The organism is Streptomyces sp. NPDC005878, from assembly GCF_040629815.1.
GTDB lineage: Bacteria > Actinomycetota > Actinomycetes > Streptomycetales > Streptomycetaceae > Streptomyces.
Genome location: NZ_JBEXWK010000001.1, coordinates 378,916 through 401,765 on the forward strand (window position 1 = coordinate 378,916; position 22,850 = coordinate 401,765).

The 22,850-nt window shown below is 73.9% G+C and carries 16 protein-coding genes; 6 read left to right on the forward strand and 10 right to left on the reverse strand.

Translation table 11 applies throughout. The features are described 5' to 3' along the window. The first annotated feature begins 62 nt into the window (after positions 1-62). Positions 63-1,076: a LacI family DNA-binding transcriptional regulator gene (locus tag ABZ404_RS01785; RefSeq protein ID WP_358833600.1), complete on the forward strand. Its 1,014-nt coding sequence runs from the start codon at positions 63-65 to the stop codon at positions 1,074-1,076. Here ABZ404_RS01785 and ABZ404_RS01790 read toward each other — a convergent pair. Beyond that, positions 1,063-3,183 (reverse strand): SpoIIE family protein phosphatase, encoded by a 2,121-nt coding sequence (locus tag ABZ404_RS01790; RefSeq protein WP_358833592.1) that lies wholly within the window; start codon positions 3,181-3,183, stop codon positions 1,063-1,065. The genes ABZ404_RS01785 and ABZ404_RS01790 overlap by 14 nt on opposite strands. A gap of 431 nt (positions 3,184-3,614) precedes the next feature. Between ABZ404_RS01790 and ABZ404_RS01795 the strand changes: the two genes are divergently transcribed. Further along, the gene (locus ABZ404_RS01795; RefSeq protein ID WP_358833591.1) at positions 3,615-5,222 is read left to right on the forward strand and encodes a phosphodiester glycosidase family protein; all 1,608 of its coding nucleotides are present in this window, start codon (positions 3,615-3,617) and stop codon (positions 5,220-5,222) included. 124 nt (positions 5,223-5,346) lie between these two features. Here ABZ404_RS01795 and ABZ404_RS01800 read toward each other — a convergent pair whose 3' ends face one another. Then, complete coding sequence (locus ABZ404_RS01800) at positions 5,347-7,401, reverse strand: SpoIIE family protein phosphatase (protein ID WP_358833599.1); 2,055 nt, start codon at positions 7,399-7,401, stop codon at positions 5,347-5,349. A 140-nt stretch (positions 7,402-7,541) separates the two neighbouring features. After that, entirely contained in the window at positions 7,542-8,447 is a 906-nt protein-coding gene (locus tag ABZ404_RS01805) for a phosphatidylinositol-specific phospholipase C (RefSeq protein WP_358833590.1), read from the reverse strand. A 185-nt stretch (positions 8,448-8,632) separates the two neighbouring features. Between ABZ404_RS01805 and ABZ404_RS01810 the strand changes: the two genes are divergently transcribed. Then, a complete protein-coding gene (locus tag ABZ404_RS01810; protein WP_358833589.1) occupies positions 8,633-9,166 on the forward strand; it encodes a GNAT family N-acetyltransferase in 534 nt (177 codons plus the stop codon). Positions 9,167-9,219: 53 nt separating this feature from the next. On the opposite strand, the gene ABZ404_RS01815 is transcribed toward ABZ404_RS01810, so the two are convergent. From ABZ404_RS01815 to ABZ404_RS01825, 3 genes are read right to left on the reverse strand one after another with little or no spacing between them, the layout of a single operon-like run. Beyond that, positions 9,220-10,419, reverse strand: a complete 1,200-nt coding sequence (locus tag ABZ404_RS01815; RefSeq protein ID WP_358833588.1) for a histidine kinase — start codon at positions 10,417-10,419, stop codon at positions 9,220-9,222. Then, a complete protein-coding gene (locus tag ABZ404_RS01820; RefSeq protein ID WP_358833587.1) occupies positions 10,416-12,161 on the reverse strand; it encodes a cation acetate symporter in 1,746 nt (581 codons plus the stop codon). Before ABZ404_RS01820 ends, ABZ404_RS01815 begins: the two co-directional genes overlap by 4 nt. A 34-nt stretch (positions 12,162-12,195) precedes the next feature. Continuing rightward, on the reverse strand, positions 12,196-12,552 hold the full coding sequence (locus ABZ404_RS01825) for a hypothetical protein (protein WP_358833586.1): 357 nt from the start codon (positions 12,550-12,552) through the stop codon (positions 12,196-12,198). 222 nt (positions 12,553-12,774) lie between these two features. Between ABZ404_RS01825 and ABZ404_RS01830 the strand changes: the two genes are divergently transcribed. From ABZ404_RS01830 to ABZ404_RS01840, 3 genes are all read left to right on the forward strand, one after another. Next, a complete protein-coding gene (locus tag ABZ404_RS01830) occupies positions 12,775-13,368 on the forward strand; it encodes a WHG domain-containing protein (RefSeq protein ID WP_358833585.1) in 594 nt (197 codons plus the stop codon). After that, entirely contained in the window at positions 13,361-14,218 is an 858-nt protein-coding gene (locus tag ABZ404_RS01835; protein WP_358833584.1) for an alpha/beta hydrolase, read from the forward strand. Before ABZ404_RS01830 ends, ABZ404_RS01835 begins: the two co-directional genes overlap by 8 nt. Positions 14,219-14,449: 231 nt before the next feature. Further along, entirely contained in the window at positions 14,450-16,762 is a 2,313-nt protein-coding gene (locus tag ABZ404_RS01840; RefSeq protein WP_358833583.1) for a glycosyl hydrolase family 18 protein, read from the forward strand. Positions 16,763-16,790: 28 nt separating this feature from the next. Here the strand turns inward: ABZ404_RS01840 and ABZ404_RS01845 are convergent, their stop codons facing one another. From ABZ404_RS01845 to ABZ404_RS01860, 4 genes are all read right to left on the reverse strand, one after another. Continuing rightward, positions 16,791-18,314, reverse strand: coding sequence for a beta-ketoacyl-[acyl-carrier-protein] synthase family protein (locus tag ABZ404_RS01845; protein WP_358990009.1), 1,524 nt, complete (start codon positions 18,312-18,314; stop codon positions 16,791-16,793). Positions 18,315-18,465: 151 nt separating this feature from the next. After that, positions 18,466-19,515: a glutathione S-transferase C-terminal domain-containing protein gene (locus ABZ404_RS01850; protein WP_358990012.1), complete on the reverse strand. Its 1,050-nt coding sequence runs from the start codon at positions 19,513-19,515 to the stop codon at positions 18,466-18,468. Between the two features lie 143 nt (positions 19,516-19,658). Next, entirely contained in the window at positions 19,659-20,855 is a 1,197-nt protein-coding gene (locus ABZ404_RS01855; RefSeq protein WP_358836833.1) for a glycoside hydrolase family 64 protein, read from the reverse strand. Positions 20,856-21,084: 229 nt separating this feature from the next. Next, positions 21,085-22,635 (reverse strand): FG-GAP-like repeat-containing protein, encoded by a 1,551-nt coding sequence (locus tag ABZ404_RS01860; protein WP_358836832.1) that lies wholly within the window; start codon positions 22,633-22,635, stop codon positions 21,085-21,087. Positions 22,636-22,850 lie beyond the last annotated feature (215 nt).

A 22,850-nucleotide genomic window follows, 5' to 3' on the forward strand; every position in this document is an offset into this window, starting at 1 on the left:
ACAGCCCGCCGTCCGGCAGGGACACGCGGCCGGCCCGGCGCACACCGGCGCGCCGCCCGACGATGAAGGACATCGCCCAGCGGGCCGGGGTGTCGGAGAGCGCGGTGTCGTTCGCGCTCAACGACCGCCCCGGCGTCTCCGAGGTCACCCGGGACCGGGTCCGCCGGGTCGCCGAGCAGCTGGGCTGGCGGCCGAGCACGGCGGCCCGGGCGCTCTCCGGCGAGGGCGCGGCCACCGTCGGCCTGGTGGTGGCGCGTCCGGCCGCGACCCTGGGCGTGGACTCGTTCTTCCTCCAGCTGATCTCCGGCATCCAGGAGGTCCTGGCGGAGCGTCAGCTCGGGCTGCTCTTCCAGGTGGTGGAGGACGTGGACGCCGAGTGCGCGGTCTACCGGCGGTGGTGGGCCGAGCACCGGGTGGACGGCGTCCTGGTGGTGGACCCGCGCACCGACGACCCCCGCCCGGAGCTGCTCGACGAGCTGGGGCTGCCGGGTGTCGTCATCGGCGGGCTCGCGGGCAGTCATTCCAACCTGTCGCAGGTGCGGGCCGACGACGCCGCGGCGATGGCCGCGGTCGTCGGCAGGCTCCACGAGCTGGGCCACCGCGGCATCGTGCACATCGCGGGCCTCGGCGCGCTCGCCCACACCGACCGCCGTATCCGCTCCCTGCGCGCCGAGGCCGGGCGGCGGGGACTGGCCGGGGTGCGCTCGGTGACCACGGACTACTCCGACACCGAGGGCGCGGCGGTGACCCGCCGGGTCCTCACCGGCCAGGCGCCGCCGACCGCGCTGGTCTACGACAACGACGTGATGGCGGCGGCCGGCGCGGCCGTGGTGGCCGGGCTCGGCCTCTCCGTACCGGGGGACGTCTCGATCGTGTCGTGGGAGGACTCGGTGCTGTGCCGGATGGTCCACCCGTGGCTCACCGCGCTCTCCCGGGACACCCTCGCGTTCGGGCGGCTCGCCGCGCGCGAGCTGACGGCGCTGCTCGACGGCGCCGCCGCCCGCTCGGTCCCGATGCCGCTGCCCCGGCTGATCGAGCGCGAGAGCACCGCTCCCCCGCCGCTCACCGGGGCCTGAGCAGCAGGAGCGCCACGTCGTCGCTGCGCCCCTGGGTCTCCTGCACATGGCGTACGAGGGCGTCGGCGACCTCCTCCAGGGGGCGCCCGCCCACCTCGGCGAGCCGGTCGGCGACGGCCCCCACCGACTCGTCGAGGTCCACGCCCGAGACCTCGACCAGGCCGTCGGTGTACAGGGCGAGGACCGACCCGGGCGGCAGCGGCACCTCCGTGGTCGGGTAGACCGCCTCGGCCTCGATGCCGAGGAGCGGGCCGCCCGCCAGGTCCAGCGTGCGCACCCGGCCGTCCGGGTCCCTCAGCAGCGGCTGGGGGTGTCCCGCGCGGGCCAGCAGCGCACGGCCGCGCGCGGTGTCCAGGTGCAGGTAGATGCAGCTGGCGAAGCGTTCGGCGGCGAGGTCGACCAGGAGCCGGTTGGTGGACTCCATGACCCGGCCCGGGGTCTGCCCGACCGCGGTGTAGGCACGTACGGCCGTGCGGACCTGGCCCATCAGGCCCGCCGCGGTGACGTTGTGGCCCTGGACGTCCCCGATGACGGCGGCGGCCGCGGTCCCGACCGGCAGCAGGTCGTAGAAGTCGCCGCCGATGTCCATGCCCTGGGTGGCCGGCAGATAGCGGGCGGCCACCTCCAGTCCGGGCAGGTCCGGCAGGGTGCGCGGCAGCAGGGCCTCCTGGAGGCCGTGGGCGAGGCGGTGCTTGGCGTCGTAGAGGCTCGCCCGTTCCAGGGCCTGGGCGATCAGACCGCCCACGCTGGTCAGCACCGCGCGCTCCTCGGCCGTGAACGGGCGCTCCTCGGCGTAGCCGAGCACACAGGTGCCCACGGCCCGGCCGGAGGCGATCAGGGGCAGATAGGCCCAGGCGGCCATGCCGTCGGGGGTCGCGTTCCGTAGCGGATAGAGCCGCTCCAGTTGCGCGCGCGACTCGTAGAACCCCGGTACACCGGTGAGCAGGGCGCGCACGCCCGGCGTGTGCGCGGTGAGCGGCATCCCGTCGAAGCGGTCCACCAGCGAGGGATCCTCGTACCCGCGCTGGCCCAGGACGTTGAGCCGCCCGCCGGAGGCGCCGAGCATGACCAGCGTCCGGCTGCCCACCGCCGGCATGATCTCGTCGGCCACCAGGTCGACCACGTCCCGTACGCCCACGGCCTCGGTCAGCGCGCTGGCCAGGCTCAGCACGTGCGAGATGGTCACCAGCCGCCCGGGCCCCTCCCCGTCGTCGCGCTGCGGGCGGCCTCCCCGGGGCGTGGCCCGGGCCCGCGTGATGCGCACGCTGAGGCCGGTGGTGCTCGGGTAGAGCCGGAAGGAGAGCCAGTCGCCGGGCGGGCGCAGCGCCACAAACGAGGTGATCTGCTGGCTGAGCAGCGCCGCCCGGTAGCGGTCCTCGTACATCGGGTCGTTCAGCCACGGCAGGGTCACCCACGGCGGGGTGCCGAGCAGGCGCTCCACGGGGACGCCGAGCAGGTCGGCCGCGGCCTGGTTGGCGTACTCGACCCGGCCGTCGAGGTCGAGCGCGCACAGCCCGTACGGCAGACGGGCGGCCATCCGGGCGGCCTCGGCCGCGCCGGTGTCCCCCGACGGCTGCTCCACCGGGCGCACGCCCGACTCGGGCAGCACCGGTCTGCCCTGGCGGGCGGCCCACTCCATGTACTCGGCGAGCCGGTCGCAGGCCGCGGTGAGGAGCCGGCGCTCGGTGCGGGAGAGGTCCGCCGGGTGGGAGCCGGGCCAGGTCGTGTAGACGGCTCCGTAGACGGTGTCGGCGGTGGCGACGGGGAGCGCGGCCAGGGCGAAGGGGTAGGGCAGCACGACCGCGATCCGGGGGTAGCGGCCCGCCATCTCCTCCTCGCCGCCGACCCAGACCAGGCGCCGCTCGCGGGCCGCGTCGGCGACCGGGATGGGGGCGGCAAGCCCGACCCGCTCCCAGGGCGCGGCGAAGACCCGGGGCAGCCCGGCGATGGCCGCCATGACCAGGACGTTCTCCTCGGGGTCGAGCACGTAGACGGCACCGGAGTGCGCCTGGACGTCGTCCAGCAGCCCGGTCAGCACCCGGGACAGCACCGCCCGGTGCGGGGGCGTCCGGTCGGGCGGAGGGCCGGGCGCATCCCGGTCGGGCACGGCGGACCACCTCCTCCCAGCCGCGCGGGGACACCTCTGGAAGATCCAGGCTGCCCGCCCGCGGCCGTTCCCGCACGGCGAGGGGGCCCGGGCGGTGGGGGGCGCGGCGGGAGCCGACCGGGGGACAGCGCGCGCGGGCGTCGGCGATTCGCGTGGAAGATCCGTTCGCCTCCGTTATAAATCGGACGAAATATCTGACGGATCATCAACTGGGGGGAGGACGCCGAGTGGGACACATGCCCCGGTGGGGGGCGCGGCAGCCGTTGTCCGAACGGCGGTTGAAGTTCGGCCGGGCCAACTACTTCCGGCCGCCTGCCTCGTTCACTCATCAGTGAGAGTCACTTCATGTGGGCAGCGTGTCACGTATCAGCGCAAGTCATGTCCACACCATCTACTTTTCGACGCACCTTCCCACCCACGAAGGAAGCCTCATGCGCCGAACCACCCTCGCCACCGCGCTGTCAGCCGCCGTCGCCCTGACCGCCGCGGTCGTCGTCCCGACCGCCGAGGCCGCCCCCCACGGTGCCCTCCGGCCCTCCCTCGCCTCGTCCGCCAGACCGTTCCGGCCGCCCCTGCCGACCACCGCGCCGACGGTGACCCGGGTCCTGAGCCCCGGCGTCACCCTCACGACGTACACCCTCGGCAAGAAGAACGCGGACGACTTCTGGACCGCACACGTGTTCCTGCCGGCCACCCCCGGCGGCCGGCTCAGCCGGGCCACCACCGAGCTCGGCCCGAAGGACACGGCGGACCGGGTCGCCGAGGCCCTGCGCGAGCAGGGCTTCACGCCGCGGGTCGAAGAGGTCCGCTCGCCCGCGTACGCCGACCTCCCGGCCGGCACGCTGGGCTGGACCGTCCGGGTGGGCGCCTTCGCCGAGCGCTCCGGGGCGAGCGCGGAGCTGGCCCGGGTGAAGGCCGCCGGGTTCAGCGGCGACACCCGCTACACCGCGCAGGACGGCACCGACCCCGGGGCCCCGCAGAAGGTCAACGTCATCCGGGTCGACTTCCGCGAGTTCCGGGGCAAGGTCGACACGGAGTTCGGGCCCACCCTGTACGGCACCGAACCGGCCACCGACCTGGTCGCCCGGGCGCACGCGGTCGCGGGCATCAACGGCCAGTGGTTCTACAACGACGCCCCCGGGGGGTTCTACGTCAAGGACGGCAAGGTGCTCGCCTCGGCGACCCAGGGCCGGGGCGCGATCCTGATCACCAAGGGCGGCCGCAACGTCCGCGTCGACACCATCAGGGCGCACATCTCGCTGCGCACGCCGGACGGCGCCACCCAGGAGATCGACGGGGTCAACCGCTTCCCCGGCGACGTCTGGAACTGCGGCGGGGTCGGCGGCGACACCCCCACCGAGAAGCCGCAGCACGACTTCGAGTGCACCGACCCCAGTGAGCTGGTCCGGTTCACCCCCGAGTGGGGCACCCCGCCGTCCGGCGCGGGCGCCGAGGCGGTCCTGGACGCCGACGACCGGGTGGTCGAGGTGAACTCCTCGCGCGGGGCCGCCGTCCCGGCCGGGGGCTCCACCCTCCAGGCCATCGGGGACAGCGCCCAGTGGCTGCTCGGCCATGTGCGCGAGGGCGACCGGCTCGGCATCCGCACCCGCGTCACCGACGGCTACGGCCGCCCGGTCCCGCTCACCCGGGACACCACGATCATGCAGGTCGGCCCGACCCTGGTGCGCCACGGCCAGGTGTCGGTGAACGCGCTGGGGGACGGCATCATCCGCGCCGGCTCCGACCAGTCCTTCACGTACGACTGGACCAACCGCGCCAACCCCCGCTCGATGATGGGCGTGGACGGCGACGGCCGGCTGATGCTGGCCGTCGTCGACGGCCGCCAGGCGGGTTACAGCGAGGGGCTGAGCATCGCGTGGACCGCGGAGCTGATGCGCCGGCTCGGCGCCCGTGAGGCGCTCAACCTCGACGGCGGCGGCTCCAGCGTGATGGCCACGGCGGCCGACGGCGTCATCAACCACCCGTCGGACTCCTCGGGCGAGCGCTCGCTCGGCGACGCCTGGGTCATCAAGCCCTGAGAGCCTGTCTTTGAACGCCGCTGCGCCCGCCCTCCGGGCGGAGGACGGGGGTTCAACGACAGGCTCTGAGCCCGTCCGTCGTGTACCGGCGCGGGTGACCGGTCCGTGCTGCGGGGCGGGCCGGTCAGTCCTCCGGGGGCTCCTCCGGCGGCACCACCGGCCGCCCGGCCGGCAGATCCGCGGCCGCGCCCCCGGCGCCCTCCGGCACGAACTCGCACCACACCGCCTTGCCGTCGCCCCGGGGCTCCACACCCCAGCGGGCCGACACCGCCTCGATGAGCAGCAGCCCGCGCCCGGAGGTGGCCGCCTCCCCCGGCGTCCTGCGGCGCGGGCGGACGCTGGAGCGGTCCTTGACCCACAGCCGGACGCGCCGCACCGGCTCCGGCAGCACCTCCAGGGTGAGGACGGCGCCGCCCTCGGTGTGCAGCAGGACGTTGCCGAGGAGCTCGCCCGCGGCCAGCTCCACGTCGTCCACGAGCTCCGCGAAGCCCCAGTCCTCCAGGGCCCGGCGCAGGGCCACCCGGGACTCCGCCAGGCCCTCGGGATCGGCCTGGTGGATGTACTGGTGGATGCGCGGGGCCTGCGGGGTGCCCGGGTCGGGGGCGCGGCGCAGCACCAGCAGGGCCACGTCGTCACCGGTGCCCCAGCGCTCCCAGAGGCTGGCGGAGAGGTGGTCGGCGAGCGCGTCCGCCCCCTCGGGGCCGGTCCGTACGGCCGCCGCGAGGGAGTCCATCCCGGCGGTGATGTCCAGGCCCGGCTCCTCCACCAGGCCGTCGGTGCACATCACCATCGTCTCGCCGGGCACCAGGTCGAGGCGGGTCTCGGGGAAGTCCTCGTCGTCGAACTCGCTGGCCAGCCCGAGCGGCAGGCCACCGCGCAGGTTGGGGCGGCCCACCCGGCCGTCGGTGTGCCGGATGAACGGCCCCAGATGGCCCGCGCGCACGGCCCGGACACCACCGGAGACCAGGTCCACCTGGGCGTACGTACAGGTGGCGAAGCGCTCGGTGTCGAGCTCGGCCAGGAAGCGGGAGGCGCGGGCGAGGACCGTAGCGGGCGCGTGGCCCTCGCCCGCGTAGGCCCGGATCGCGATCCTGAGCTGCCCCATGATCGCGGCGGCGTGCGTGTCGTGGCCCTGGACGTCACCGACCACGACGCCGACCCGGCCGCGCGGCAGCGGGATCACGTCGTACCAGTCGCCGCCGACCTCCCGGCCGCCCCAGGCGGCGTGGTAGCGCACGGCGATCTCGGCGCCGGTGACCTCCGGCACGTGCCGGGGCAGCATCGACGCCTGGAGGCCGGTCGCGAACTCGCGCTCCTGGTCGAAGAGGATGGCCCGCTGGAGCGACTGGGCGACGATGCCCGCGAGGCCCAGGCAGAGGTTGCGGTCCTCGGCGGAGAAGTCGCTGCGGCCCCGGAAGAAGAGCGCGAGGCCGCCGACCGGCCGGGCCTGGGCGATCAGCGGCAGGAAGGCCGCCGCGTCCAGTTCCAGGCGCTGGATGTACGGGGCGAGCCGGGGGAAGGTGTGGCCCAGTTCGCCGAGCGAGGTGACGAACCGGGGCCGGCCGGTCAGCACGGCCTCGGCCAGCGGCAGCGAGTCGTCCAGGCGGTGCAGCTTCAGCTCGTCGAGCGCCTCCATCGAGTCGCCGGACATGGCGATGACCTTGAGCGCGCCGGCCTCGACGAGCCCGAGCAGCAGCCCGTCGGCGCCGAACCGCTCGCGGCCGCCGCTGCCGGTGAGGACCTCGGCGACGTCGTCGACGGTCACCGCCTTGGAGAGGGCCTCGGTGGTGCCCTGCACCATGCCGGTGATCCGCCGCCGGCCCGCCTCCAGCGGGCTGATCACGGTGAACTCGGTGAGCTCGGTGGAGGCGTTGCGGACGATCCCGAGGACGCGGTAGGCGTTGCCCCGGTCGTCGCGCAGGATGCGCCCGCGCACATGGGTCCACTGCCGGTGCCCGTTGCGCCGCCTCACCTGGAAGTAGGCGCCGTAGGAGGAGCGGCCGGTCTGCATGGCCTCGGCGACGACGCCGTCGACCCGGGCGCCCTCCTCGGGCGGCACCCGGGAGGCCAGCGAGTCGGGGTTCCCGTCGTACTCGCCGGGTCTCAGGTCGAAGACGGCGAGACCGGCGTCATCGAACGCGAGGGTGTTGTTCTCCAGGTCCCAGTCGAAGCTGCCCATGCGGTTGAGGGCCAGCCTCTCGCCCGGCCCGATCCGCCGTCGGTCGCGTCCAGCCACTGCGTCAGCTTAACTTCGGGGGTTTTTCCTCCGCATCAGCAGACCGCGCCCGCTGGGCCCCTCGTGGCACATCGGGCCCTCGGTCACCCGTTCGGCCGCGCGGGGATGGCGGCGGGGGCGGGATTGTGCCGCAGTACCGCGTCGACGAGTCCCGAGGTCGCTTCGGGGAAGTCCAGGGGGACGATCCCGAGCCCGGTCCGGCCCGCCAGGGCGGAGCCGTTCAGGAACGAGCGCACCCGCGGGTTGAGCCGGGCGGCGTTCCACTCGGGCGGCAGCCCGGCCGCCGTGCTCACATAGTTGACGTAGAGCTTGCCGGGCTGGTCGGCGGCCTTGCGGAACTGGGCCTCGATCTTGGGGTACTTGCCGAAGGGCTCGGCGTTGTAGTCGTCCTGGATGTCGAAGAGCGCCGGGTCGCCGTAGCGGACGCCGGGCAGACCGCCGTTGTCGGCGAGCAGGACCACCCTGCCCCGGGCCTCGCCCAGCGCGGGCAGCGTGGCGTCGAGGCGGAACAGCGGGCGCCAGCCCTTCTGGTCGAGGTAGAGGTCGAAGATCCGGCGGAACTCGGCGTCGCTCACCGCCGAGTACTCCTGCTTCACCCGCATCAGCACCGTCTCGCCCGGGTGGGCGGCGAGGAAGTCCCGGCAGGCGATCAGCACGTCGCCGAACATCAGGTTCTGGTAGAAGGCGGCGTGGTGGATGGCGAAGGCGTCGCCGGTGGCCCGGCAGCGTACGTCCAGGAAGCGGACGCCGGCGTTCAGCTGCGCGGCGACGACGGCGTTCTGGCACTCGACCCACGGGCCGCCGAAGCGGGCGCCGGTGTCGTGGGTGCCGGGGATCGTCAGCTGCCGCAGGTCGGTCGGGCCGCCCAGGCCCGCCATCCAGTCGGCGGTGCCCAGGGTGCGGGCCGCGGCGGGCGCCGCGCCCGTGTACGCCAGGAGTCCGGCGGCCGGAAGCACGGCCGCGCCTCTGAGAAATCCCCGCCGGTCCATACCCACGCTCCCCCTGCCGCTCGGCGGCCCCGACGGGCCCCACGTCGTCGCTGTGGCATGGAAGCACAGCGGACCGCGGGAGAACAGGCGTCGGACACCACCGATGACCGTCCGGCGGTTCCCGGGCGGCGTCCGCGCGCGGGCGCTGATTACCGGTTCGGCCCCGTATTCGACAGGATGGGCGCATGACCGAGATCCACACCCCCCGTCTGCTCCTGCGCCGCTGGGACGAGGACGACCTGCCCGCCCTGGCCGACATCAACGCCGATCCGGACGTCATGCGCTGGACCGGGGACGGCTCGGTCCTCGATCTGGAGCGGACGGCCGACGACATCGAGCGCTGGGAGGAGGAGTGGGACGAGGAGGGCTTCGGCCTCTTCGCCGTCGAGCTCCTCGGCTCCGGCGAGCTGGCCGGGTTCACCGGACTGACCGTGCCCGAGTACCTGCCCGAGGTACTGCCCGCGGTGGCGGTCGAGTGGCGTCTGGGACGGCAGTTCTGGGGCCAGGGGTACGCCTCGGAGGCCGCGCAGGCGTCGCTGGAGTTCGCCCTCCAGGACCGCGGCCTCGACCGGGTCCTCGCCATCGCGCGCGTGGGCGACAGCGCGTCCGAGAACATCATCCGCAAGCTGGGCATGATCCCCGAGAAGGTCACGACCGACCCCCGCACCGGCAACCAGCTGGCGGTGCACTCCATCGACCTCACCGAGTACGCCGGATAGGGCGGGGCGCGGCAGGCCCCGGCCTGCCCGGAGACGGCCTTCCGCGACACGCTTCAGGGCCGCTCCGGCGTCGTGTGGACGCCCGGCTGGTACTTGGGCAGCCGGACCGTGATCTTCATTCCGGCGCCGGCCGCCGTCTCGATGACCAGGCCGTGCCCGTCCCCGTACACCTGGCGCAGCCGGTCGTCCACGTTGGACAGGCCGATGCCGGTGGACGGGCCGGCCTCGCCCGCCAGGATGCGGCGCAGCCGGTCGGGCTCCATGCCGACGCCGTTGTCCTCGATGACCACCAGCGCCTCCGACCCGGCGTCGCGCGCGGTGATGCTGATGTGGCTCTTGTCGGTCTTGCCCTCAAGGCCGTGTTTGACGGCGTTCTCCACGAGCGGTTGCAGGCACAGGAACGGCAGGGCCACCGGCAGCACCTCCGGGGCTATCTGGAGGGTCACCGAGAGCCGTTCCCCGAAGCGGGCGCGGACCAGGGCCAGGTACTGGTCGATGGCGTGCAGTTCGTCGGCCAGGGTGGTGAAGTCGCCGTGCCGGCGGAAGGAGTAACGGGTGAAGTCCGCGAACTCCAGGAGCAGTTCGCGGGCCCGGTCGGGGTCGGTGCGGACGAACGAGGCGATGACGGCGAGGGAGTTGAAGACGAAGTGCGGGGAGATCTGCGCCCGCAGCGCCTTGATCTCGGCCTCGATGAGCCGGGTACGGGAGCGGTCGAGGTCGGCGAGCTCCAACTGCACCGAGACCCAGCGGGCGACCTCGCCCGCCGCCCGCACCAGCACCGCCGACTCGCGCGGCGCGCAGGTGACCAGGGCGCCGTGCACCCGGTCGTCGACGGTGAGCGGGGCCACGACCGCCCAGCGCAGGGCGCAGCCGTCGTCGTCGCACCGGATGCGGAACGCCTCGCCCCGGCCGGTCTCGCGGATGCGGCCGAGCCGTTCCAGGATCTCCGCGGCGTGGTGCTCGCCCGCCCCGTCCCAGGTCAGCACCGATGACCCGTCGGTCAGGCACAGGGCGTCGGTGCCGAGCAGGGTGCGCAGGCCCCGGGCGGCGCGGCGCGCGGTGTCGGGGGTGAGCCCGGCCCGCAGCGGGGGCGCGGCGAGGGAGGCGGTGTGCAGGGTCTGGAACGTGGCGTGCTCGACGGGCGTGCCCAGATCGCCCAGGCCCTGCGGGCGCGCGGTGCGCCGCCCGGCCCAGAAGCCGGCCGCGACCAGGGGCAGGGCGGCCGCGAACATCCCGGCGAGGAACCCGTTCACGCCCGCTCCTGACGGGCCGCGGGGTGGGCCGGTCCGCCGCGCCGACCGGTGTACAGCGCCTCCGGGAGGTGGAAGCGGGCCAGGGTGGCGGCCGTGCCCTCGGGGACGCGGGCGGGGGTCGCCAGGGACACCAGGATCATCGTCAGGAAGCCGAGCGGCACCGACCACAGGGCGGGCCAGGCGAGCAGCGCGTGCAGCGGGCCGCCGCCGGGCAGCCCCGCCATGGTGGCGGTGACCGCGAGCAGCGCCGAGCCGCCGCCCGCCACCATCCCGGCGACCGCGCCCGGCGGGGTGAGCCCGCGCCACCAGATGCCGAGCACCAGCAGCGGGCAGAACGAGGAGGCGGAGACCGCGAAGGCCAGGCCCACCGCGTCGGCCACCGGCAGCCCGCCCACCAGGGCGCTGGCCGCCAGCGGCACGGCGACCGCGAGCAGGGTGGCGAGGCGGAAGTGCCGCACGCCCCGGGTGGGCAGCACGTCCTGGGTGAGGACGCCCGCGACCGCCAGGGTCAGCCCCGACGCCGTGGACAGGAACGCCGCGAACGCGCCGCCCGCGAGCAGCGCCCCCAGCAGGTTCCCGCCGACGCCGCCGATGACCAGGTGCGGCAGGACGAGCACGGCCGCGTCGGCCTGTCCGGTGAGGGCGAGTTCGGGCGCGTACAACCTGCCCAGCGCCCCGTAGACGGGCGGCAGCAGATAGAAGGCGCCGATCAGGCCGAGGACGACGACCGTGGTGCGGCGGGCGGCGACGCCGTGCGGGGAGGTGTAGAAGCGCACCACGACGTGCGGCAGGCCCATGGTGCCGAGGAAGGTGGCGACGATCAGCCCGTACGTGGCGTACAGCGGGCGCTCCTTGCGGGCGTGGGCGAGCGGGGTGGACATGCCCGCGCTGCCCGCGTCGCTGCCGGGCACCCGGCCGCCGGGGGCGAAGACGAGCCGGGTGCCGCGTTCGACGCGGTGGGTGCCGCCGGTCAGGAGCAGGCGTTCGTCCTGGTGGCGGGTGCCGTCGACGGTGCCGGTCGCGGTGACGGTGAGCGGGGCGGCGAGGGTGAGGTCGAGGGTGTCGTCGACGCGTACCGACCGCTGCTCGCGGAAGGCGGCGGGCTCGTCGAAGGCGACGCGCGGGGCGCCGTCGCCGTGCCAGGCGAGGACCAGGAACAGGGCGGGCACCAGGAGGGCGGTGAGTTTCAGCCAGTACTGGAAGGCCTGGACGAAGGTGATGCTGCGCATGCCGCCCGCGGCGACGGTGGCGACGACGACCACCGCGACCAGCACGCCCCCGAACCAGCGCGGCGCCCCGGTCAGCACGTTCAGGGTGAGCCCGGCGCCCTGGAGCTGCGGCAGCAGGTAGAGCCAGCCCACGCCGACGACCAGGGCGGCGGCGAACCGGCGCACCGAGCGCGATTCGAGGCGGGCCTCGGCGAAGTCGGGCAGGGTGTAGGCGCCGGAGCGGCGCAGCGGGGCCGCGACGAACACCAGCAGGACCAGGTAGCCCGCGGTGTAGCCCACCGGGTACCAGAGCATGTCGGGGCCCTGGACGAGGACGAGGCCCGCGATGCCAAGGAAGGAGGCGGCGGAGAGGTACTCGCCGCTGATCGCGGCGGCGTTGAGCCGGGGGCCGACGGTGCGCGAGGCCACGTAGAAGTCGGAGGTGGTCCGGGATATGCGCAGGCCGAGCGCGCCGACGAGGACCGTGGCGAGGACCACGAGGGCCACCGCCAGTACGGCGTAGTTCTGGTTCACGTGTCCACGTTCCTGGGCGGCGCCGGGCGGGCGCTCAGCGGTCCTCGACGAGGCGGGCGAAGTCCTGTTCGTTGCGCTCGGCCCGCCTCACGTACCAGCGGGCGAGCAGCACGAGCGGCGGGTAGACGCCGAAGCCGAGCACGCCCCAGACGAGCCCGGGGTTCTGCGGTCGCACCGCGAACACCAGCGGCAGCGGCCCGACCAGCAGCACGAGCACGGCGAACACGGTCAGTCCGGCGAGCAGTTGGCTGCGCATGAGGGAGCGCACATAGGTGTGGCCGAGCGTGGTCTGCTCGTCGATCTCGGTCCGGGGCCGGTATCCGGCGGGCCCGCGGGTGCGCCGGGGCACCCCGGTGACGACGACACGGCGTTCCGTCGGATCCTGCGGCACGGCTGCCTCCCCAAGGCTGTGTGTCGCCAGAGACTAGTCCCGGTGGCGCGGCGGGAGCAGGGCCGTGTCGCCGGGGAGCGGTTCCGCCGGTGTGGCGCGGCCCCCGCACGCCGTCCGGGTGGCCGCCGGAAGCTAAACCTATGTATCCTAGGTTTCAGGCTAGGGAGCCTAGGTTCGAACAGGTCCGGGGTGTCGGGCACCGATGACGGAGGTACGGGGCGCATGGCGCGTGCGGGACTGACAGCGGACCGGATCACGGCCGCCGCCGCCGAGCTGGCGGACGAGGTGGGCTTCGACCACGTCACCCTCTCGGCGCTGGCCCGGCACTTCGGGGTCAAGGACGCGAGCCTGTACTCGCACGTCAAGAACGTGCGGGACCTGCGCACCCGGGTCGCGCTGCTGGCCGGCGGGGAGCTGATCGACCGCATCGCCGTCGCGGTGGCGGGCCGCTCGGGGCGGGAGGCCCTGATGGCGTACGCCGACGCCTACCGGGCGTACGCGCGGGCCCACCCCGGCCGGTACGCCGCGACCCAGATCAGCGTCGACCCGGCGCTCGTCGCCGACGCGCCCGCGATGCGCCGGACCGTGGAGATCACCTACGGGATGCTGCGCGGCTACGGGCTCGCCGAGCCGGACCTGACCGACGCGGTACGGCTGCTGCGCGCCACCTTCCACGGCTACCTCAGCCTCGAAGCCCAGGGCGGCTTCAACCACGTACGCGACGTGGACACCTCGTGGCGGCGGGCCGTGGCGGCCCTGCACGTCGCCCTCACCCACTGGCCGGCCCCGACCCCGGAGGAAGCGACCCATGCCTGAACTGCCCGTACCCGGCGCGACCCTGTACTACGAGAAGTACGGCACCGGCCCGGTGCTGCTGATGATCCCGGGCGGGGGCGGGGACGCCGCCTCCTTCGACCTGGTGGGAGCGGACCTGGCCGACCGGTTCACCGTCGTCGCCGTCGACCCGCGCGGCAAGTCCCGCAGCGCGGCCGGTGAGCGCGGCCGCGACCAGGGGGTGCGGACGCACAGCGACGACATGCGGCACCTGCTCGACGAGGTCTCGCCGGACGCGCCCGCGTTCGTCTTCGGCAGCAGTTCGGGCGCGATCATCGCGCTCGACCTGCTCGCCCGCCATCCGGAGCGGTTGCGCCTGGTGGTGGCCCACGAGCCGCCGACGCTGGGCCTGCTGCCCGACGCGGACCGGTGCCGGGCGGCCTTCGCGGGCGTCGTCGAGGCGTACGGACGCGGCGGCCTGGAGGCGGCGATGGCCGCGCTGGGCGCGGCGGCGGGCCAGGAGGGCACCGACGAGCCGGACGACGAGCGGCAGTTGGGCGCCGGACCGGCCGCCATCCCGGACGACACCGAGCGCTTGCGGCGGATGCGAGAGAACATGCCGCAGTTCCTGGAGCGCGAACTGCGGCAGTTCAGCGGCCATGTGCCGGACCTGGACGCGCTGGCGGCGAACGGCGGACGGCTGGTCCCGGCGTGCGGGCGCGCCTCGCGGGGGCTGCTGCTCGCCCGTCCGGCGGCGGTGCTGGCCGAACGGTTCGGCACCGGCCTTGTCGAGTTCCCGGGCGGCCACGTGGGTCTGAGCACCCATCCGGTGCGGTTCGCGGCGGTGCTGCGGCGGACGCTGGTGGCGGCCCTGGCCGGGGAGACGGTGTAGCGGGGCGGCCGGGGGTGCGGTGAGCCACCGGGGTGCGGTCGAAACGCGCGGACGGGGCGTCGCCGAGGTGCGTGGCATCGCCCGGAAGGGGCCGCGAGGGTGCGGTCAGGTCGCCCGGACGACGGCGGGCGAAAAAGGTCTGGACCAGACGGTTGACCGATTGGTCCAGACCTTCTACGTTGCCCAGCGATCCGCCCTGTCCCATCCCCCACGGCACCACAGGGAGGAACGATGCCGTCCTCGCCGTCCACGCCCTCAGCGGGCCCCTCACCGCACCGGAGACTGCTCGCCCTGCTCGGCGCGCTGCTGCTCCCCGTCGCCCTCCTCACCGGCCTCGCCGCCACGCCCGCGCACGCGGCCAGCGGTCTGACCGCCTCCTTCGCCGGCCAGGACAACGGCTCCTGGTGGAAGGGGACGTACGTCATCCGCAACACCACCTCCTCCCCGGTCACCGGCTGGACCCTGGAGTTCGACCTCCCGCCCGGCGTCTCGCTCAGCGGCCACTACAACGGCGAGGCCACCGTCAGCGGGCGCCATGTGACGGTGCGGAACGCCTACTACAACGCGACCGTCAAGGCCGGCTCCACCACCGAGCCGTACAGCTACTGGTTCGTGGCGAGTGGCCCGGTCGGTACGCCCGGCGCGTGCACGGTCAACGGCGACAAGTGCGACGGCACCCCGGACGTCCCGCCCTCCGCGCCCGGCGCCCCCTCGGTCACCTCGGTCACCGCGCACACCGTCTCACTCGCCTGGGCGGCGGCGAACGGGGGCGATCACCCGGTGGCCTCGTACGACGTGCTGAGCGGCGGCACGGTCGTGGCCACCGCGACCGCCCCCTCCGCCACGGTCACCGGTCTCACCCCGGCCACCGCCTACAGCTTCGCGGTCCGGGCCCGGGACACCCGGGGCAACGCCGGTCCGCAGAGCGCGGCGGTCACGGCGACGACCACCGACCCGGCCTCCGACCCGGACCCGCCCACCGCGCCCACCGCACTGCGCCCCACCGGCCGGACGTCGACGGGCGTGAGCCTGGCCTGGAACGCGTCGAACGACAACGTCGGCGTGGCCGCGTACGACGTGTACCGCGACGGGGAGCTCTCCCAGACGCTTCCCGCCACCGCGCTCACCGCGACTGTCGCCGGGCTGACCCCGGCCACCACGTACACGTTCACGGTCCGGGCGCGCGACGCGGCCGACAACGCCTCGCCCGCCTCCGCGGCGCTGGCCGTCACCACGGACGACCAGGCGGGGGCCGGCAAGTACCTGAAGGTGGGCTACTTCGCCCAGTGGGGCATCTACGGCCGCCAGTACTTCGTCAAGAACCTCGACACCTCCGGCTCGGCGGCCCGCCTCGACGTCGTCAACTACGCCTTCGAGAACATCGATCCCGTCAACCTGACGTGTCTGGCCGGTGTCACCAAGGGCGTGGGCGGCAACCCCCAGGACCCCGACCAGGGCACCGGCGCGGGTGACGCGGACGCCGACTACGCCAGGCCGTTCGCCGCGGCCCAGTCCGTCGACGGCGTCGCCGACGACGGCTACGCCAAGCTCCGCGGCAACTTCAACCAGATCAAGAAGCTCAAGGCCAAGTACCCCCACCTGAAGGCCGTCGTCTCGCTCGGCGGCTGGACGTACTCGAAGTTCTTCACGGACGCCGCCGCCACCGACGCCTCGCGCAAGAAGTTCGTCTCCTCCTGCGTCGACGTGTGGATCAAGGGCAATCTTCCCGCCTACAACGGCGCGGGCGGTCCGGGCACCGGCGCCGGGGTCTTCGACGGCATCGACCTGGACTGGGAGTGGCCCGGCTCGCCCGACGGCCACGCGGGCAACCACCACTCCGCGGCCGACAGGGCCAACCTGACGCTGCTGCTGGCCGAGTTCCGCAAGCAGCTCGACGCGCTGAGCGGTCCGCACCGGCTGCTCACCGCGTTCACACCCGCCGACCCGGCCAAGATCCAGCAGGGCTGGGACCTGAGCCGCATCTTCTCCTCCCTCGACTTCGCCAATGTGCAGGGGTACGACTTCCACGGCGCGGGCAGCGACAACTCCTGGGAGCCCGATCGCACCGGCCACCAGGCGAACCTGTACACCGACGCCCAGGATCCCTACGCCACCCACTTCAGCGTCGAGGCGGCCGTCCAGGCCTATCTGGACGCCGGGGTGAACCCGCGCAAGCTCACCGTCGGCTTCCCGTTCTACGGGCGGGGCTGGCAGAGCGTCACGGACGGCGGTGCGCACGGCGAGTGGCAGGCGGCCAAGGGGGCGGCGCCCGGCCAGTTCCCGGAGGAGGCAGGGGTGCGCGGCTACGGCAACATGATCGCCGGAGTGCCGGGGCTGACCGTCTTCCACGACGAGCAGTCGGTCTCCACGTACGGCTACACGGGCGCCGACGGGCAGTGGTGGAGCTTCGACGACGCCTGGTCGATCGGCAGGAAGACGGCCTACCTCAAGACGAAGGGTCTGCTCGGCGCGATGATCTGGGAGATGTCCGGCGACACGCCGGGCGGCACGCTGATGAGCGCGCTGGCCGGCGGGCTCGGCTGAGCCGTGCTTCTCCGGCGGGCCGGGCGGACTAGCCGGTGCTCCGGAAGGCGAGCACCGCGTTGTGCCCGCCGAAGCCGAACGAGTCGCTGAGCGCGATGTCCCCGTCCAGCGGCAGGGAGCGCGGGCTGCCGTGTACGACGTCGAGGTCGATCCCGTCCTCGACGTCGTCGCACCCGGCGGTCGGCGGGATCAGCCCGTCCCGCAGGGTCAGGACGGCGGCGATGGCCTCGACGCCTCCGGCGCCGCCCTGGAGGTGGCCGAGCGCGCCCTTGTTGGCGGTGACGGGGACGTCCGGGGTGTGGGCGCCCAGGACCCGGCCGAGGGCCCGCGCCTCGGCCCGGTCGCCCTCCAGGGTGGCGGTGGCGTGGGCGTTGACGTGCACCACGTCCGCCGCGCCGGCGCCCGCGTCCGCGAGGGCCGCCCGCAGCGCGGCCTCGATACCGCGCCCGCCGGGTTCGGGGGCCGCCATGTGGAAGCCGTCGGCGGAAAGCCCCCAGCCGGCGGCCTCGCAGTAGACGCGCGCTCCGCGGGCCCGGGCGTGCTCCTCGGCCTCCAGGACGAGGACGCCCGCGCCCTCGCCGAGGACGAACCCGTCCCGCTTCGCGTCGAACGGGCGGCAGGCGGAGGCCGGTTCGTCGTTGCGGGTGGAAACGGCCCGCATCGCGGCGAAGGCGGCCAGGACGGCCGGGATGATCACGGCTTCGGTGCCGCCCGCCACCACCAGGTCGGCATGGCCGTCGCGGATGCGGTCCACGGCACGCCCGATGGCCTCGGTGCCGGAGGCGCAGGCCGACACCAGGGTGCTCGCCTCGCCCAGGATCCCGAGGTCGATGGAGATCTGGGCGGCGGCCGAGGACGGCACCAGCATCGGCGCGGTGTGCGGCGAGACCGCGCGCGGGCCGCGCTCCTCCAGCCGCCGCTGGGCGTCGACGAGCACCGGCGCGCCGCCGAGGATCGAGCCCATCGACACCCCGGCACGGGTGGGCAGCAGCCCGCTGGGACGGGCGCCCTCCGGGTCCAGGCCCGCGTCCCGCCAGGCCTCCCGGGCGGCGAGCACGGCCAGTTGCGCGGAGCGGTTCATCCGCCGCGCCTGGGGCCTGGGCAGCAGCTCGGCCGGGTCCACCGCGGCCCGCGCGGCGAGCCGTACCGGGAGCGCGGCGAACTCCTCGCCGTCGAGCAGGCCGACCGCCGAGCGCCCCGAGAGCAGCCCCTGCCAGAGTCCGGGCACATCGGGGCCGAGCGGGGTGAGCGCGCCGAGCCCGGTCACCACGACCCGCCGACGGCCCGTCCCCGTACTCTCGGGGCGTCCGGCGTCGGCGGGGTCGACGCGGCTCACCCGCACCACCTGGCGCTCGCGCCGGTCGAGCAGGCGCTCGTGGTCGGGGCCGCCGCCCAGCGGGCGCAGCACGAGCCGGGTCCGCGCCTCGCTGGCGGGGGCGGTGCGCAGGACGACGTGCCAGCTGTCCACGCCGGTCGCGACGACGTCGCCCGGCATCAGCTCTCCGGTGGTCAGGAGCCGGCACTGCCCACCCATGACCGACTCTTCGCTCATCGCCGCTTCCCAGTTCGCACAGGTGAACGACTTCAGGGCCTCGGAGTGAACCCCATAAAGTCGATAAAGCGATCTGGGAACATCTTGCCCGTGCCTCGGGTCCACGGCCACGCGAGCCGGTTCCGGCACCCTGCGCGGCGCGCGGGAAAGGTCAGGGGCGGCCCGCCTCGGGGATCGCCTCCCCGCGCCGCACCGGCTCGGGCGGGGTGCCGTCCCCGAACGGGCGGCCGCCCAGCTCCTCCCGGTGGTGCGGGGTCAGCCAGCCGGACAGATCGGGGCCGGCGGGCACGATGCCGGTCGGGTTGATGCCGGAGTGCACGAGGTAGTAGTGGCGTTTGATGTGGTCGAAGTCGACCGTGTCGCCGAAGCCCGGGGTCTGGAAGAGGTCCCGGGCGTAGGCCCAGAGCACCGGGTCCTCGGTCAGCTTGTTCCGGTTGCACTTGAAGTGTCCGTGGTAGACGGCGTCGAAGCGCACCAGCGTGGTGAACAGCCGGATGTCCGCCTCGGTGATGGTGTCCCCGACCAGGTAGCGGCGGTCCGCGAGGCGCCCGGAGAGCAGGTCGAGCCGGCGGAACACATCGCGGTGGGCCGCCTCGTACTCCCCCTGGTCGGTGGCGAAGCCGGCCCGGTAGACCCCGTTGTTGAGGTCGCGGTAGACCCCGTCCATGACCGCGTCGATCTCGTCGCGCGACTGCTCGGGGTAGAGGTCGGGCGCCCCCGGCCGGTGCAGCTCGCGCCACTCGGTGGCGAGGTCGAGGGTGATCTGCTGGAAGTCGTTGGTGACCAGCTTCCCGCTGGGTACGTCCACGATCGCCGGGACGCTGACGCCGCCCGAGTAACCGCGCTCGCGCGCCTCGTAGGCCTCACCGAGGTAGCGGATGCCGAGCACGGGGTCGCGGCCGTCGGGCTGGAGGGTGAAGCGCCAGCTGCGGTCGTCCTGGATCGGGTCGGCCACCGCGAGCGAGAGCGCGTCGTCGAGGCCGAGGAGGCGCCGGGAGACCAGGGCGCGGCTCGCCCAGGGGCAGGCCCGGCTGACGACCAGCCGGTAGCGGCCGTACTCGACGGGCCAGCCGTCGCGCCCGTCGCGGGTGACGCGGTCCACGAAGTGGCTGCGCGAGCGCTTGAAGGGCTTGCTCCCGTACCCCGCGTTGCCCCCGCTGCCCTCCATTCCCGCCGTGTCGCTCTGCTCGGAGCGGCTCATCCCGGTCTCCTTCCGGCTGGACTCGCGTGACTGGCGTGCTGCCTGCGAGCCTTCCCCCGGAGCGGGAGGTCTCCCACGGGATGAGCCGCCCGGTCGAACGTCCGTCCCCCGTCGGGGGCGGGCGGGGGCCTCGTCGGACGGGCCTAGCTCAACGGGTCCAGGGTCAGGTACGCCTGCCGGGGGTCGCCGTCGTTCACCAGTGACTCATGGTGGCCGACGTCGTCGAAGGCGAAGGCGTACGCCCGCCCGTCGGCCATCCGGGCGTGGAGCTCACGCGCGTACTGGTTGGTCACCGCGTCCTGGTAGAAGGCGGCGGACCCGGTGTCCGGCTGGTTGGGGTTGACCAGCAGCGTGGAGCGGTTGTACCCGGCGCACAGCGTGCGCGAGATCGGGCCGCGCACCAGGTCGTTCGGGGCGTCGAGCAGCTTGTAGCAGCCGAACACGCTGTCCGCGTCGGGCTTCTGGAAGCGGGTGACGACCGTGCCCGCGCTGTTGGTGAAGTCCATGGTGGAGCTGGAGACCCGGCCGTAGTACCTGGTGTCGGGCTGGTCCGCAAAGGGGGTGACGGTCAGCGTGGAGGTGCTGTACTTCTGCCACACCCGGTTGATGTAGTCGTCGAGCACGGTCCTGGGCAGCGCCCCGGTCTCGATGCCGTGGCCGGGGGCGAGCGCCCGCAGAATCGATCCGTCTGGGCGGGTCTGGACGAGGCCCGCCCAGCCGCCCGGCTTGCCCCTCAGCGCGCTGAAGAAGCCGTTGTAGCCGCCCGGCTTCAGGTGCCCGGTCGACCGGACGGTGCCGTCGGCGGCCTTGACGCCGACCGCGTACGGGGCCGAGACCATGTCCACCTGGGTGCTGTTGAGCCACAGCCCGGAGTCGTTGAGCGTGTACTCGGACCAGTTGAAGAGGATGTTCCGGTTGGGGTCGCTCGGGTTCTGCACCGCGGGCTGCACCAGACCGCCGGTGGTGAGCTTGAAGACGAGCTTCTGACCGTACGAGAAGTAGACACGTCCGGAGAACTTGGGTATCCGGATGGTCTTCGACTGCCCGTTCGCCGGACCCGGGATCGAGGCGTCGGGCGCCGGGGTGGGCGGGTTGCCTCCGGCCGGCCAGGGGTGGAAGGTGCCGTCGGCGTCGGCCCAGCCCTGCCGGCCGGTCGAGAGCAGCGTTCCGAGGTTGTAGAGGTAGAGGGGTTCGGCGCGGCCGGAGTTGTTGGTCACGGTGAACGGAAGGGTCGAGGGCACGGCGGCGGTGGCGGGGGTGGCCGCGCCGGTGGCGGTGAGCCCCGTTGCCAGCAGCAACGCGGCGACCAGGGGCGCCAGCAGCTTTCGTTGGACGGACAACTTTCCTTGGACGGACAACGCTCCAACTCCTCATCGGATTCGGCGGTTCACGTGGGGGGCGCCGCGAGGGGGAATCGTTCCTTCCTCCTCGTGAGAGCGCTCTCAGAATCGTGGTCCGGACCAGAGGTGTCAATGCGTCGCGCGTCGAATTCCTGGACAGGAAAAGGGAGTTGGCGGGCCCACACCGTTCACTTGGTGTGGGCCCGCCGGAGTGTGCGGACCGGCGCGGTCACGGCTTCGGCGCCGCCGAGACCACCGGCCCCCGGTCGGTCCAGCCGCCGTGGCCGTCCCCGCCCGCCCACACGCGTACGGACGCCTCCGTGGCGGAGGGGCCGGCCAGGATGTAGTCCGCGTTGCCGTCGCCGCTGAAGTCGGCCAGCGAGACGCGGTCCGCGTCGGGGGTGGAGCCGGTCGTGGTGGTGCCCAGGTCGACCCAGCCGCCCCGGGCGTCGCCGCCCCGGTTGAGGAAGCTGCGGACCGCGCCGTCCTGCCCCAGCACGCTGTAGTCGGGGCGGCCGTCGTCGTCGAGGTCGGCGAACCGCACCCGGCTCGCGTCGGCGGTCACGCCGGTGGCGACCCGGCCCCGGTCGCTCCAGCCGCCGTTGCCGTCGCCGCCCCGGTTGAGCCGGACCCGTACCTCACCGGTGGAGCCGAGGGTGACGTAGTCGGTGCGGCCGTCGCCGTCGAAGTCCGCGAACAGCACCTGGCCCGCATCCGCCGTGGTTCCGTCGGTGACGCGCTCCGGCGGCAGCCAGCCGCCGTGGCCCTCGCCGCCCCGGTGCAGCCGTACGGAGACGGCGCCCTCGGCGTCCAGGGTGAGGCAGTCGGCGCGGCCGTCGCCGTCGAAGTCCGCGAAGCGCACCCGGGCCGGGTCGTCGGGCAGACCGTCGAGGACCCGGCCGAGCGGCCGCCAGCCGCCGCGCCCGTCACCGCCCCGGTTGAGCCGGACGAGGACGCCTCCGTTCCCGTCGAGCGTGAAGTGGTCCATGCGGCGGTCGCCGTCGAGGTCGGCCCAGCGCACCGGGTTCGCGCCGCCCGCCTCGGTGCCGGCGCCCAGCGCGGGGCCGCCGGACTCCCAGCCCCGGCGCCACACCTCCTCCAGGGGCTTGAAGAAGGACCAGGCCATCCGCCGGAACCCGGCGTCGTTGGGGTGGAGCTGGTCCAGGAACTCGCCCGAGGTCAGCGCGGGCGGCTCCACATAGCGGAACTTCCGCCCGGCCGCGCGCTCGGTGTCCTCCAGCTCCCTGGCCCGTACGTTGAACTCCTCGGCGGGCTTCTCCAGACCGCTCGTCGTGGGGATGAGCCCCATCACGAGGACCGTGACGTCCGGCTTGTCCGCGTAGACGCGGTCGACGAGGGCGGCGAGGCGGTCGGGGGCGTGCGGCAGGTCGATGCCCCGGGCGATGTCGTTGATCCCGATGTGCAGCAGCACGACGTCGGGGCGGGCCCCGGCCATCCAGCCGTCGATGCCGGCGGTGAGCTGGTCGATGACGTAGCCGCTGTGGCCCTCGTTGGAGAAGTCGGCGAAGCTGCCGGAGGCCTTGGAGCCCACGAACCGTACGGTGTACCGCCTTTCCAGCCGCATGAGCTGCCACAGCGGGCGGCGGTAGGAGGAGAGGGTGGGGCTGCCGCCGCCCCAGGTGATCGAGTCGCCCAGCGGCATCACCCGCAGGACCGGGGTGCCCCGGTGGTTGGCGGCCGAGGGGGTCGCGGGCAGGGTCGCCAGAGAGAGCGCGCCCGTGAGAGCGAGGAGACAGCGGGTCAACCGGATACGTCTCATGATCTTCCTCCAGCCGAAAAGGCGCCGGTGACGCCTTGTCTTGACGGGGCATCAGTTGCCACGGCAGTCATGGGATCACTCCCGACCACCGTCTCGCGCGTTCTTGTACAGCAGGAGAACCCGGCCGGAGCAGCGGACGGCGCCCGTGTTGACGCGCGCCGGACAAATAACGAGGGGCGGGAAACGCCCCCTTGCCCGCATGACGCGCCGCGCGC

What these genes read in the sequence shown, in the direction of transcription:
- ABZ404_RS01835 (WP_358833584.1), top strand. Translation starts at nt 13,361, where the DNA reads ATGCCTGAACTGCCCGTACCCGGCGCGACCCTGTACTACGAGAAGTAC.
- ABZ404_RS01805 (WP_358833590.1), bottom strand. Translation starts at nt 8,447, where the DNA reads ATGGACCGGCGGGGATTTCTCAGAGGCGCGGCCGTGCTTCCGGCCGCC.
- ABZ404_RS01850 (WP_358990012.1), bottom strand. Translation starts at nt 19,515, where the DNA reads ATGAGCCGCTCCGAGCAGAGCGACACGGCGGGAATGGAGGGCAGCGGG.
- ABZ404_RS01830 (WP_358833585.1), top strand. Translation starts at nt 12,775, where the DNA reads ATGGCGCGTGCGGGACTGACAGCGGACCGGATCACGGCCGCCGCCGCC.
- ABZ404_RS01860 (WP_358836832.1), bottom strand. Translation starts at nt 22,635, where the DNA reads ATGAGACGTATCCGGTTGACCCGCTGTCTCCTCGCTCTCACGGGCGCG.
- ABZ404_RS01810 (WP_358833589.1), top strand. Translation starts at nt 8,633, where the DNA reads ATGACCGAGATCCACACCCCCCGTCTGCTCCTGCGCCGCTGGGACGAG.
- ABZ404_RS01795 (WP_358833591.1), top strand. Translation starts at nt 3,615, where the DNA reads ATGCGCCGAACCACCCTCGCCACCGCGCTGTCAGCCGCCGTCGCCCTG.
- ABZ404_RS01800 (WP_358833599.1), bottom strand. Translation starts at nt 7,401, where the DNA reads ATGGGCAGCTTCGACTGGGACCTGGAGAACAACACCCTCGCGTTCGAT.
- ABZ404_RS01785 (WP_358833600.1), top strand. Translation starts at nt 63, where the DNA reads ATGAAGGACATCGCCCAGCGGGCCGGGGTGTCGGAGAGCGCGGTGTCG.
- ABZ404_RS01845 (WP_358990009.1), bottom strand. Translation starts at nt 18,314, where the DNA reads ATGAGCGAAGAGTCGGTCATGGGTGGGCAGTGCCGGCTCCTGACCACC.
- ABZ404_RS01840 (WP_358833583.1), top strand. Translation starts at nt 14,450, where the DNA reads ATGCCGTCCTCGCCGTCCACGCCCTCAGCGGGCCCCTCACCGCACCGG.